This window comes from Micromonospora sp. DT44 (assembly GCF_049841635.1).
GTDB lineage: Bacteria > Actinomycetota > Actinomycetes > Mycobacteriales > Micromonosporaceae > Micromonospora.
Window position 1 is genome coordinate 1 of sequence record NZ_JBNCKS010000010.1, and the last position, 11,929, is coordinate 11,929.

General features: G+C 70.0%; 11 protein-coding genes. 6 read left to right on the plus strand and 5 right to left on the minus strand.

The annotated features are described in order from the left end of the window. Nucleotides 1-116: 116 nt before the first annotated feature. The 3 genes from ACLQ25_RS07830 to ACLQ25_RS07840 all read right to left on the minus strand — a co-directional run bounded on the left by ACLQ25_RS07830 (nt 117) and on the right by ACLQ25_RS07840 (nt 3,036). Nucleotides 117-632, minus strand: a complete 516-nt coding sequence (locus ACLQ25_RS07830) for a hypothetical protein (RefSeq protein ID WP_425730218.1) — start codon at nt 630-632, stop codon at nt 117-119. Nucleotides 633-782: 150 nt separating this feature from the next. Continuing rightward, on the minus strand, nt 783-2,000 hold the full coding sequence (locus tag ACLQ25_RS07835) for a chitosanase (RefSeq protein WP_425730219.1): 1,218 nt from the start codon (nt 1,998-2,000) through the stop codon (nt 783-785). 118 nt (nt 2,001-2,118) lie between these two features. Then, on the minus strand, nt 2,119-3,036 hold the full coding sequence (locus tag ACLQ25_RS07840; RefSeq protein ID WP_425730220.1) for a LysR family transcriptional regulator: 918 nt from the start codon (nt 3,034-3,036) through the stop codon (nt 2,119-2,121). Nucleotides 3,037-3,107: 71 nt separating this feature from the next. On the opposite strand from ACLQ25_RS07840, the gene ACLQ25_RS07845 reads away from it, so the two are divergent. Both ACLQ25_RS07845 and ACLQ25_RS07850 read left to right on the plus strand, forming a co-directional pair. Continuing rightward, on the plus strand, nt 3,108-3,986 hold the full coding sequence (locus ACLQ25_RS07845; RefSeq protein WP_425730221.1) for a dihydrodipicolinate synthase family protein: 879 nt from the start codon (nt 3,108-3,110) through the stop codon (nt 3,984-3,986). A 185-nt stretch (nt 3,987-4,171) separates the two neighbouring features. Beyond that, entirely contained in the window at nt 4,172-4,786 is a 615-nt protein-coding gene (locus ACLQ25_RS07850; protein ID WP_425730222.1) for a hypothetical protein, read from the plus strand. A 15-nt stretch (nt 4,787-4,801) separates the two neighbouring features. Here the strand turns inward: ACLQ25_RS07850 and ACLQ25_RS07855 are convergent, their stop codons facing one another. Next, on the minus strand, nt 4,802-6,427 hold the full coding sequence (locus ACLQ25_RS07855) for a glycoside hydrolase family 43 protein (RefSeq protein WP_425730223.1): 1,626 nt from the start codon (nt 6,425-6,427) through the stop codon (nt 4,802-4,804). 253 nt (nt 6,428-6,680) lie between these two features. Between ACLQ25_RS07855 and ACLQ25_RS07860 the strand changes: the two genes are divergently transcribed. The 4 genes from ACLQ25_RS07860 to ACLQ25_RS07875 all read left to right on the plus strand — a co-directional run bounded on the left by ACLQ25_RS07860 (nt 6,681) and on the right by ACLQ25_RS07875 (nt 10,934). After that, entirely contained in the window at nt 6,681-7,976 is a 1,296-nt protein-coding gene (locus tag ACLQ25_RS07860) for an extracellular solute-binding protein (RefSeq protein ID WP_425730224.1), read from the plus strand. Nucleotides 7,977-8,028: 52 nt separating this feature from the next. Further along, nucleotides 8,029-9,027, plus strand: a complete 999-nt coding sequence (locus tag ACLQ25_RS07865) for a carbohydrate ABC transporter permease (RefSeq protein WP_425730225.1) — start codon at nt 8,029-8,031, stop codon at nt 9,025-9,027. Beyond that, complete coding sequence (locus tag ACLQ25_RS07870) at nt 9,024-9,863, plus strand: carbohydrate ABC transporter permease (protein ID WP_355048125.1); 840 nt, start codon at nt 9,024-9,026, stop codon at nt 9,861-9,863. Before ACLQ25_RS07865 ends, ACLQ25_RS07870 begins: the two co-directional genes overlap by 4 nt. Nucleotides 9,864-9,953: 90 nt before the next feature. Further along, nucleotides 9,954-10,934 carry a LacI family DNA-binding transcriptional regulator gene (locus ACLQ25_RS07875; RefSeq protein WP_425730335.1) on the plus strand — a complete coding sequence of 327 codons (981 nt, stop codon included), beginning with the start codon at nt 9,954-9,956 and terminating at the stop codon, nt 10,932-10,934. A gap of 12 nt (nt 10,935-10,946) precedes the next feature. On the opposite strand, the gene ACLQ25_RS07880 is transcribed toward ACLQ25_RS07875, so the two are convergent. Next, complete coding sequence (locus ACLQ25_RS07880) at nt 10,947-11,651, minus strand: SanA/YdcF family protein (protein WP_425730226.1); 705 nt, start codon at nt 11,649-11,651, stop codon at nt 10,947-10,949. Nucleotides 11,652-11,929: the final 278 nt, after the last annotated feature.

Here is an 11,929-nt window from a genome sequence, read left to right on the forward strand (position 1 = left end):
GTGGCGACAACACCCCCCGGATCATCCGAACGACAGGGGCAGGAAGTCATACCGGGCCGGGCGACCGAGGGTCCCCGACTGGGGACGATCAAAAAGGTAACGGGGTGAAGCTCACCTCACTCGTCGTCGGCGGACTCGTCCTCGTCCACGGGGCGTTCGTGACCTGTTCGGCCGAGATGGCCCGTCGAGTCGCGCCACCACTCTGCTCCCGCGTTGTCCCTGAAGGTCAACACTGGACGGCGGCGTGCACCCTCGATCTCGGAGGGAACCTGAGTCTCGAAACGCTCGCCCGGCAGCAGGACGTCTCGCTGGGTGACGACGCGCAGCGCGATGTCCTGTCCCAGATCGAAATGCACCGACAGCCGGTAGATCGGAAGCGCCGACATGTTTGTCACCACAAAGGTCAGCTCGGGCTCCGATACGGGCTCCGGCTCGTCCTCGTCACGATCCAGTGGCGCGACGTCGTCGCGGATCCACACACCGATCGACGCTGCCTGCTGCCTCGCCCACTGCATCTCGGTACGTCGATCACGCTCGGACTCGATCTTGTAAAGCCGGTATGCGACGAACCCCGCTATCGCCGCAAGCAGTGCGCCAGCCGCTGACCCCACCGCGTCCACGACATCCCACACAGGCCGCAGCGTACCGACGACGTCAACGACCGCTGGCCGGTGTGCCGGACATGGTCGGCGTCGGACGACGCCGACGGCGATCGCGCCGCCACCCGCATGCCCAATCGGGGCAACTGGCAGCGGCGCGACCACCGTGGCGCCGCCGGCAGGTCAGCTGATGCGGAACTGCTGTCCGTAGACGGCGAAGGCCAACGGCGTGTTCAGGTTGAAGTTGCCGTTGTTGAGGAACACCCGCTGGGCCGTGTCGACGCGGGAGGTGTCCGAGTGGGCCTCTTCCTTTTTCATCTCGATGACCCGCTCGTCGAGGAACGCGTTGAGCCAGGTCCGCTCGTCGCCGCCCTGCGCCGGGGGCTTCGCCCGGGTGAGCGCGCGGCTGCGGATCTGACGCATGCCCTCGTACCCGTGCATGACCGACGCGTCGTAGTAGGCGAACTGGCCGAGTGCGCGTACCCCGTCGTTCTTGCCGTCGCGGACCGACGGGTTGAAGTAGACCCGGTCCCGCTCGGCCTCCTGTGCCGCCCGGAACACGGAGTCGTTGGCGGCGGTGCGCCAGTCGCGGGTGAAGTTCGGGTCGAGGCCCGAGTGCGACGCGGTGCCGTTGACGGCGCGCAGGGCCGGCAGGTAGCCGGCGAGCACGTTGCCGGGCTTGGTGTTCGTGTAAGCCTGGACGAGTTCGAGCATGTCGCCGGTGCCGGAGCAGAAGCCGATGATGCCGGCGGTGTAGCCGCGACCGTCGCCGATGTCCTCGATGTAGGAGAACTGGGCACGCCAGTCGAGTGAGGAGTTCTCCGCCGCCGACACGAGCTGCATGGCGACGTCCTTCTTCGCCGGGTCGTCCAGGTTGGTGCCGGTGGAGCCGCTGGCGGTCGGCGTGGGGGTGGGGGTGCTGCCGCCGGGAAGGGTCCACTGCTGGTTCGTGGTGCCGCCGCAGGTCCAGATCTGGAGCCGGGCGCCGTTCGCGGTGCTGCGGTCGGTCACGTCGAGACACTTGCCGGAGGCGGTGTTGACGAGGGTGCCACCGCTGCCGGCGGTCCACTTCTGGTCGCCGGTGCTGTTGCAGTCGTACAGCTGGATCTTGGCGCCGTTGGTGGTCGACGCGGCGGTGACGTCGAGGCACTTGCCGAGCGCGCGGATCGAGCTGTCGCTGTTACCCACCGTCCACGTCTGGGCCGCGCTGCCGTTGCAGTCGTAGAGCTGCACCGCTGTGCCGTTGGCCGAGCTGGCGCCGGCCACGTCGACGCACTTGCCGGCCAGGCCGGTGATCCGGCCGGCGGTCGCGGCGCTCGCCGACGGCAGGCCGTAGCCGACCGCCGCGACGCCGATCAGCAGGGTGCCCACGGCGTAGGCGGCTGTTCTCTTACGCACCATGGTGTTCCTCGGGGGAAAGGGGCGGCATGCCGCCGACCGGTCGGGTGCCCGGCGTGGGGGAGGGCGCCAAGGCACCGCGAGAATCAGGAAACTGTATTAACAGATAGCAGTATGTCGATCAACTGTCAATCGGGACTCCACTGGGCAGGGCGGTGGTGGCTCTGCGTAGCGCGGAGACGCACGCCAACACCGCGGGGTGCTCACCCGCACCCCTGCGGTAGGCGACTCTCGTGCGACGGCGCAGGGCCAGCGGGAGGAGCCGAACCTGCGGCGGAGGCCGCGTGAAAGCGAGCTGTGGGACGAGCCCGACCCCCTCGCCCGCGGCGACCAGGGCGAGCATGGCGGTGAAGTCGTCGACGTGGTGCCGTACCGCCGGAGCGAAGCCCGCCAGTTGGCAGACGTGCAGGGCGACCGAGTGGCAGAGCGTCCCGGGAGTGCCGACGATCCACTGCGCGTCGCGCGCTTCGCCGACCGGATCGGCGCCGCCGCCGTCCGGCATGACCCCCGGGGGTACGGCGAGGTAGACGGTCTCCTCCAGCAGCGCGATGGAGTCCAGCGCCGAATCGGGCGCGACCGGCGCGATGTCGTAGTCGTGCAGCAGCGCGACGTCGAGCTGCCGGCTCCGCAGGGCGGCCGGCATGTCGACCGGATCCAACTCGGTGATCGTCAGATCGAGCGCCGGATGGTCGCGGGCCAGGGTGACCAGCGCCGCCGGGAGCAGGGTGCGCACAGCGCTGGGAAAGGCGCCGATGCGTACGCTCCCGCGCAGTCCCGTTCGTGCGGCCGCGAGGGTCGCGTCGGCGGCTTCCAGCGCGGCCAGGATGACCTCGGTGTGCCGTACGAGCGCGGTCGCCGTCGGCGTGAGGGTGACCCGGCGGCCGGTGCGCTCCAGCAGCCGGGTGCCGGCCTCCCGTTGCAGAGCGGCCAGTTGCTGCGACACGGCGGACGGCGTGTAGGCGTGTGCCTGCGCGACCGAGGCGATGGTGCCGAGACGGGCCAGGTCCCGCAGCAGAACGAGGCGACGGACGTCAAGCATCAGCTCAGCTTAGGTATTGCGTGAGTAATCGGAACTGGACCTACCCGGTTCGGTCCGTCGAGAGTGAGGACATGACCCTGACCGGCCTGTACGTGCCCCTGATCACCCCGTTCGACAGGTCCGGCGCCGTCGCCATCGACGCGCTGACCACCCTGGCCTTCGACGCCCTGGACGCCGGCGCGGCCGGTGTGGTCGCGTTGGGAACGACGGGTGAGCCGGCCGCCCTCAGCGACGAGGAGAAGCGCGTGGTCCTCGACGTCCTGGCCGCGGTGTGCCGTGAACGTGGCGCGCGCCTGCTCGTCGGTGCCAACAGCGTCGCGGCGGTACGCGCCCTGGGGGAGCGGCCCGAGGTGACGGCGGCCCTGAGCCTGGTGCCCCCGTTTCTCCGTCCGGGCGCGACGGGAGTGCTCGCCCACTTCGCCCACCTCGCCGAGGGCAGCCCGGTGCCGCTGGTCGTCTACCACGTCCCGTACCGGACCGGGCAGCAACTCGACGCCGACGACCTCCGCCGGCTCGCCGAGGTGCCGGGCGTCGTCGGCGTCAAGTACGCCACGGGTGGGATCGACGCGGACACGATCGACCTCCTCGCCGACATTCCGCCCGGCTTCGCCGTACTCGGTGGTGAAGATCCGCTCCTCTCGCCGCTGCTGGCCCTCGGCGCGCACGGTGCCATCGCGGCCTCGGCCCAGGTCGCGGCGGCGGAGTTCGTCCGGTTGGTCACCCACTGGCAGGCGGGTGACGTCGTCCGTGGGCGGTCGCTCGGTCATCGACTCGCGGGCCTGTCGACCGCGCTGTTCGCCGGACCCAACCCGACCGTCATCAAAGCGGTGCTGTACGCGCGGGGACGCATTCCGACCCCGGCGGTCCGACTGCCGCTGCTGCCCGCCGACCAGGACGCCGCCCGACGGGCGCTGCGTCGCCTGGACGGGTTGGCGAGCGAGCCGACGTGACCGGTCCCGCCAGGCCATCAGACCGCGACGCGACACGTCGGAGACAAAGATCATTTGTTCATCCGGCCGTTGCGCGGCCGTGCGCGTCGGTCGCTATCGTCAGCCCGCGCGCGGGCCCCGACGGTGCCGGCAAGCGCACCGACCCGTGTGCGTCAGCAGCGCCACCGAACCGCGAGGAGCGTTCCATGGCAGTCGATCTCCGCCGTACCCTGCCCTGGTGGGCCGCCGCGACCGCCCTGCTCGCCGTCGCGGCGCTGTCGGCCTGCGGCAGCGCCGACGGCGCCGAGCCGGCCGCCGCGCCCGCCACCAGCGCCGCGGTCGCGCCGACGACGAGCGCGCCGCCCGCGCCGGCACGGGGAAAGCTGCGCGGGTACGGCACGGTGCAGCAGCTCACCGAGACCGCGGACCTCGTCGTACGCGGCCAGGTCGCGTCCGCCGGCTTCCGGGTCGACGAGGTGCTGCGGGCCAGGACCGAATCCGGGGTACGCCCCGGAGCGTCGATCACGCTCGCCAGCCTCGACGCCGGGGTGGCCGACATGGCCGACATGTCGACCCTGGAGTCGGGTCAGAACGTGGTCCTCTACCTGTCCCAGGACGCGGGAACCGCGACGCCGACGTACCGGACGCTCAGCGGCGACTTCGGCATCTTCGACGTCACCGGATCCGGCGACGACGCCGTCGCGGCCACCCGCTCGCAGGCCATGGCCGTGACCGGCCTGCGCGCCGAGGACGCGACGGCGTCGGGTAACGGCTTCCGCACCACCCTCGGCGAGTTGCGCGCGGTCGCCCAACGGCCGTGAGGCGCCTCGCGTGGGTCAGTGCTCCCGGTAGGTGGCGTGGTCGAAGTCGGCGTACACCCCGTCACCACCGAGATCCTGCACCCACAACCCGACGAAGGCGCCGGTGAAGCCCCACGCCGCCGGCTCCCCGTCGATGATCAGCGCGGCGTGCTCGTCGGACAGGATCGTCGCGTCCAGGTCGACGGGCAGGCGCTGCCAGCCGGCCCCGAGGTCGTAGTCGAAGCGGACCACCGGCCCATCGAACACCGCCCGCAGACCGACCCGCGCGACGCCGCTGGCGTCGACGGTGAGCTCGGGGTACGGGGTGCGCCGGCCGTTGTCCGAGCTGAGCAGCTCCAACACCGTACGGCCGTCGTCAGCCCGGGTCAGGTAGAGGTGGTGCCAGTTCAGGGTGTTGTAGTACGCGGTGGTCCCGGCGAGCTGCCGGTGGTCGATCGGGTCGAACTCGACGACCGTCTCCAGCGAGCAGTGCGTCGCCCCGACCCGTCGTGCGACGAGGCTCGGCGCCTGGCGACCCACCGGCGACTGTCCACCGTGGACACGTAGGTGCGAGGGTCGGGAGCGCAGATCGACCCAGTCCGGGGTGGCCGGCCGGCGCAGCGTCGACCAGCAGGATTCCAGTTCGGCGGCGTCGAAGTCGTCGGTGGCGGGCTCCTCGGGCCACGGGTGCGGCGACAGGTCCGGAGCGACGACCTCCTCGGCCGGGACCCCTCCGGGGATGCGGGGCCAGCCACCGTCCGGCCACTCGACCCGCTGGATCGCGGTCTCCCGCCCGAGCACGCAGTTGCCCAGGGGTGAGTAGGGGCGACCGACCAGGTGGGCCAGGTACCACCCACCGTCGGGGGTCTGGACCAGGCTGCCGTGCCCCGCCTTCTGCAGGCGCAGGTCGGGGCGGCCGACCGAGGTGAGCAGCGGCCCGTCCGGGTCCACCTCGTACGGGCCGAACAACTCCCGCGAGCGCGCGACGGTGACCTGGTGTTCCCAGCTCGTGCCGCCCTCGGCGGTGATCAGCCAGTACCAGCCGTCGTGGCGGTACAGGTGCGGCCCCTCGGTCACCCCGACCGGTGTGCCGGTGAACAGGATGCGGGGCCGGCCGACGAGACGCCGCGCGGCCCGGTCGTACTGCTGGATCTCGATGCCGCCGAAGCGGTCCCGGCCCGGACGCCAGTCCGCGCTCATGCTCAGCAGCCAACTGGTGCCGTCGTCGTCGTGGAACAGGGCGGCGTCGAAGCCACGCCCGTGCAGCTTCACCGGGTCGGACCAGGGCCCCGCGATGTCGGGCGCGGTGATCAGGAAGTTCTGGGGATCCCAGTAACCGCTGGCGAAGCTGGCCACGTCACTGTAGACGAGGTGGAACTCCCCGTCGTGGTACGTCAGGTCGGGCGCCCACACGCCGTTGGAGTCGCCGCAGCCGCGCAGATCCAGCAGGCGGCGGTCGGTGATGATCCCACCCAGTGGGCGCCAGTTCACGAGGTCGCGTGAGTGGTGCACGCGTACCCCGGGATACCACTCGAAGGTCGAGGTGGCCAGGTAGAAGTCATCGCCGACGCGCAGGATCGACGGATCCGGGTGGAACCCGGCGAGGACGGGGTTGCGGATCGACCAGGCAGCGGTCGCCACGTCAGCGGTGTCGGTCGACACGGGGGCTCCTCTGTGCGGTGCGGCTGTGAAACTTCCGGAAACTTGCGGGACCAGATCACTGGAAGCCCCTCGTACGGTAGCCGGTCTTATCGCGATAGGACAGGGGTCTTGACCGCTGGGGGAACTGCTCGTAGCGTCCCGGCCATCGATCGGTAATACCGACGAAGCAATGAAAGTTCCGGAGATCCAGGTTCGAACCCTTGCCGGCTCGGCCGGCGTCCGAGCACACCGTGAGTCCCCGAAGGGATGGATCATGACAGAGCACCTTTCCCGCCGATCGCTGCTCGGCATCGCCGGCGCCGGCGCCGGCGCCTACCTGCTGAGTGCCTGTAGCAGCGACGACAAGTCCAGCGACCCGAACGCGGCGCAGACGATCAACTGGTGGCACATCCAGAACACCGAGCCGATGCTGCCGGTCTGGGCCGCGATGGCCAACGAGTACAAGACCGCGCACAGCAACGTCACGTTCACCATCCAGCCGCTGGAGAACGAGGCGTTCAAGGCCAAGCTCACCACCGCCACGCAGGCCGGCGACCCGCCGGACCTCTTCCAGTCCTGGGGCGGCGGCGTGCTCAAGCAGCAGGTCGACGCGGGTCTGGTCAAGGACCTCACCGACGACGTGAAGGACCTGGTCAGCGGCATCCTGCCGGCCGCCATGGGGCCGTACACGATCGACGGGAAGATCTACGGAATCCCGTTCGATATCGGCATGGTCGGGTTCTGGTACAACAAGGACCTCTTCACCCGCGCCGGCATCACCGAGCCCCCCACCACCTGGACGGCCCTGCTCGACGCGGTCCGCAAGCTCAAGACCGCCGGCATCACCCCGGTCGCCATCGCCGGCAAGGACAAGTGGCCAGCCCACTTCTACTGGTCGTACCTGGCGATGCGCATCGGTGGCGTCGGCGCGCTGCAGAAGGCCGTCGACGACAAGAACTTCGACACCCCCGACCTGGTCGCCGCGGGTGAGCGGCTCAAGGAGCTCGTCGACCTGCAGCCCTTCCAGAAGGGCTTCCTCGGCGCCGAGTACGGCTCCCCGGACGGGCAGGCCGCCACCATGGGCAACGGCGGCGCGGCCATGGAGCTGATGGGTCAGTGGGCGCCGGCGGTGCAGGCGTCCAGCTCGACCAGCAAGAAGGGCATCGGCGACAAGCTCGGCTTCTTCCCGTTCCCCGCCGTCGACGGCGGTAAGGGCACCGCCACCGAGGTGTTCGGCGGCGGCAACGGCTTCGCCGTCGGCAAGGACGCCCCGCCCGCCACGATCGACTTCCTGAAGTTCCTGCTCAGCGTCGACAACCAGCGCCGGTCCGCGAAGACCGGCGCGGTCCTGCCCACGGTGAAGGACGCCACCGACGCCATCAGCGACCCGAACAACAAGGTCGTCGCGGAGACGCTGGCCAAGAACACCGGCTTCCAGCTCTACCTCGACCAGGCGTACGCGCCCGCGCTCGGGCAGCAGATCAACGACAGCGTCGCCGAGATCATCGCGGGCAAGAAGGCGCCGGCGGCGATCCTCAAGGACATCACGCAGGTGGCAAAGACCGTCTGATCGTGACCCCGTACCCATCCGTAGCCGGCGATAGAAACCGAGTGGAGCAGGCATGACCAGGCCATCGACCGTGTCGTACACAGGGCGCGGCGACACGGCGACAGATCCGCCGGCACCGGGGCCGGGCATCGCGCGACGGCGCGGCCGCCAGCCCCGGCCGGGGCGGGGTGGCGTCCTTGCCGTCTTTCTGACGCCCGCCCTGACCCTGTTCCTGCTGCTGGTCATCACGCCCATCCTGGTGGCCGCCTACGCCAGTCTTTACAAGTGGAACGGCTTCGGGCTTCCGGAGAACTTCATCGGGCTGGACAACTACACCCGCGCCTTCGGTGACCCGACCTTCCGCGGCGACCTGTGGCGCGGGCTGGTGCTGGTGCTGCTGTCGCTGACCGTGCAGCTACCCGCCGCGCTGGCCCTGGCGATGCTGCTCAACCAGCCGCTGCGCGGCCGAGCCGCCTACCGGCTGATCTTCTTCGCGCCGTACGTGCTCTCCGAGGTCACCACGGCGGTCCTGTTCACCCTGGTGTTCTCACCCAACCGGGGTCTGGGCGAGTCGGTCTCGAAGTTCCTCGGCGCGGAGGCGGGCGCGGTCTTCGCCGACCCGTCCACCGTGCTGTACGCCGTCTTCCTGGTGGTGTCCTGGAAGTACTTCGGCCTCTACATGATGCTCTTCCTGGCGGCCCGACAGGGCATCCCGAAGGAGCTGTCCGAGGCTGCGGTCACCGACGGCGCCACCGCGTGGCAGGCCTTCCGTCACGTCACCCTGCCGCTGCTCGGGCCGACGATCCGGATCAGCATCTTCCTGTCGGTCATCGGCACCATCCAACTGTTCGACATGGTCTGGGTGCTCACCGGCGGCGGCCCGATCCACTCCTCGGAGACCATGGCCGTCACCATGTACCAGTTCGGTTTCCGCCGGTTCGAGGTCGGCTACGCCAGCGCGATCAGCATGGTCATGTTCCTGCTGAGCCTCGTTTTCGCCCTGTTCTACCAGCGCGTCGTCCTGCGTCGGGACACCGCGGGCGCGATCACCAACCAGGGAGGCCAGCGATGACCGCCAAGACCAGTAGCGCCCAGCGGACCCGCAGCATCGTGCTGCACCTGGTCTGCATCGGCGTCGGCGCGCTCATCGTTGTGCCGGTGTGGTTCGGTGTGATCGGTGGCTTCAAGGACAACGGCCAGCTGTCGACCAACCCGCTGGGCCTGCCCGATCCCTGGGTGCCGTCGAACTACACCGATCTGTTCGCCTCCGGCGTGTTCTGGCGGCAGCTCGGCAACAGCCTGCTCATCGCCGTCACCAGCACGTTCATCGTGGTCGCCGCGGCGGCGATGGCCGCGTTCGTCTTCGCCCGGTACGCCTTCCGGGGCCGCGAGTTCCTGGTGACCCTGTTCGCGATCGGCCTGATGTTCCCGTTCGCGGTGGCGATCCTGCCGCTGTTCGTCCTGCTGCGCTCCATCGGCCTGCTGGACAACCCGCTCGGCGTCATCCTGCCCCAGGCCGCCTTCGGGCTGCCGATCACCATCATCATTCTGCGTCAGTTCTTCCGGACCATCCCCGCCGAGGTGGAGGAGGCCGCCGTCCTGGACGGCTGCAGCTCCTTCGGGTTCTTCTGGCGGGTCCTGCTGCCGATGGCCCGCCCCGCGTTGGCCACCGTCTCGGTCCTGGCCGTCGTCACGAGCTGGAACAACTTCATGCTCCCGCTGGTCGTCTTCAGCGATCAGAGCTGGTGGACCCTGCCCGTCGGGGTCCAGGCGTTCCAGGGGCAGTACGCCGACGACACCGCCCGGGTGCTCGCCTACGTCGTCCTGTCCATGCTTCCCGCACTGGGCTTCTACGCCGTGGCCGAACGTCAACTGATCGGCGGCCTCACCGGCAGCGTCAAGGGGTGACGACACCAGATCACCGACCGACCTGAAACGCCCCGCCACACAAAGGAGCGGACCGTGGGCTCCGACAACGGCCGAAACGTCACCATCGCGATGATCGCGCGACTGGCCGGTGTCTCCGTGCCCACGGTCTCGCGCGTCATCAACGGCCGCACCGACGTCGCTCCCGAGACCCGGGAGCGCGTCGAGGCCCTGCTCAACCATCACGGCTACCGCCGACGCACCCAGGCCCGGCGCACCGAAGCCGCGCTGATCGACCTGGTCTTCAACGACCTGGACAGCCCCTGGGCGGTGGAGATCATCCGCGGGGTGGAGGACGTCGCCCGCGCCAGCGGCGTCGGCACCGTCGTCTCCGCCATCCACTGGCGCATCTCCTCGGCCAAGCAGTGGCTCGACAACATGCGTACCCGCTCCACCGAGGGCGTCATCTTCGTGACCTCGATGGTGAACCCACCGTTACAGGCGGAGCTGCGCCGGCTGCACCTGCCCGTGGTCATCATCGACCCGGCCGGCGTCGACCCGCAGGAGTCACCCACCATCGGCGCGACCAACTGGGCGGGCAGCCTGAGCGCCAACCAGTACCTGATCGGCCTCGGTCACCGCCGTATCGGCTTCATCGCCGGGCCGCCGCACCTGATGTGCAGCCGAGCACGGATGGACGGCTACCGCGCGGCTCTGGGGGCCGCCGGCATCGCCGTCGACGACGCCCTCATCCGGCCCGGCAACTTCTACCACGAGTCCGGCTTCACCTCGGGTACGCAGCTCCTGGCCCTGCCCGACCCACCCACCGCCATCTTCGCCTCCAGCGACCAGATGGCCCTCGGCGTCTACGAGGCGGTCCGCAAACGTGGCCTGCGGGTGCCCGACGACGTCAGCGTGATCGGCTTCGACGACCTACCCGAGGTCCGCTGGTGCTCCCCACCGCTGACCACCGTCCGCCAACCCCTCGCGGAGATGGGCATGCTGGCCGCCCGGACGGTACTGCGGCTCGCCGGGGGCGAGAAGACCGAGAGCCCTCGCATCGAACTCGCCACCGAACTCGTCGTCCGCGACAGCGCCCGCTCACCGCGCTGACCCCCACCGTGCTCAGGCGTCACGCAGGGCGTCCTCGACACCGGTCTCGCGGCGACCGAGGTGCGCGGGTTCCCGCCCGGACAGCACGTCCAGCGCGGCCTTGAGGCAGGCGCAGTTCTCGCGCAGGGACCCGAACCGCCAGGTCCGGGAGTACCGCTTCGCGCTGTCGTGACCCACCCCCTGCGCGTCGATGCCGAGCCGCCGGCACAACGCCACGGCCCGGGGCAGGTGGAACGACTGGGTGACGACCGTGGCCCGATCGACCCCGAAGATCTGTCGGGCCCGCGCACACGAGTCGTAGGTGTCGAACCCGGCGTAGTCGAGGACCACCTTGTGCGCCGGCACGCCCCGGTCGACAAGCCAGCGCGACATCGCCTCGGGCTCGTTGTAGTCGGCGTTCATGTTGTCGCCGGACACCAGGATCGCGCTCACCCGCCCGGCGTCGAACATCCACCGCGCGATCTCCAACCGGGCCGCGAGGACCGGCGGCGGCGCACCGCCCGCGTCCACCTTGGTGCCCAGGACCAGGGCGACCGGCGCTGCCGGCACGTCGGCCTCGTCGTAGAGGTGGCCGGCGGCGACGTCCCGGACCCACCGCACGCTGGCGACGGTGCCGCCAGCCAGGACCACCGCAGCCACCACGACCGCGAGGAGGGTACGGCGGACGAGCCGCCGATGCTTCCCGTACCACCGCGCCACACCGAACCGTCCCCGCATGCCGGCGAGACTAGCCCGGCGGCGCTTGTCTCGACCTATCCGGGGAGTACCGCCAGGGCGACGCGTGCGGCGAAGCCGGGTGCGGGTTGCGCGTTCGAGTCGACAATCCGACAGCGTGCGAGGGGCATCACGCCGCAGTGCCGAACCGGGCTCTTCGCTGGTCGGGAAGGGGTGCCGTCAGCCGCCGGAACCATCGGTTGACTATCTCCGCCAACCGGACGATTTGCCGCTGATCAGCTCCAGCAATACTCCACGGACGACATCGCAAACAAACCTCG

Coding starts and splice junctions, on each gene's coding strand:
- ACLQ25_RS07850 (WP_425730222.1), top strand. CDS start 4,172: ATGGCAGTCGATCTCCGCCGTACCCTGCCCTGGTGGGCCGCCGCGACC.
- ACLQ25_RS07875 (WP_425730335.1), top strand. CDS start 9,954: ATGATCGCGCGACTGGCCGGTGTCTCCGTGCCCACGGTCTCGCGCGTC.
- ACLQ25_RS07835 (WP_425730219.1), bottom strand. CDS start 2,000: ATGGTGCGTAAGAGAACAGCCGCCTACGCCGTGGGCACCCTGCTGATC.
- ACLQ25_RS07860 (WP_425730224.1), top strand. CDS start 6,681: ATGACAGAGCACCTTTCCCGCCGATCGCTGCTCGGCATCGCCGGCGCC.
- ACLQ25_RS07865 (WP_425730225.1), top strand. CDS start 8,029: ATGACCAGGCCATCGACCGTGTCGTACACAGGGCGCGGCGACACGGCG.
- ACLQ25_RS07880 (WP_425730226.1), bottom strand. CDS start 11,651: ATGCGGGGACGGTTCGGTGTGGCGCGGTGGTACGGGAAGCATCGGCGG.
- ACLQ25_RS07845 (WP_425730221.1), top strand. CDS start 3,108: ATGACCCTGACCGGCCTGTACGTGCCCCTGATCACCCCGTTCGACAGG.
- ACLQ25_RS07840 (WP_425730220.1), bottom strand. CDS start 3,036: ATGCTTGACGTCCGTCGCCTCGTTCTGCTGCGGGACCTGGCCCGTCTC.
- ACLQ25_RS07870 (WP_355048125.1), top strand. CDS start 9,024: ATGACCGCCAAGACCAGTAGCGCCCAGCGGACCCGCAGCATCGTGCTG.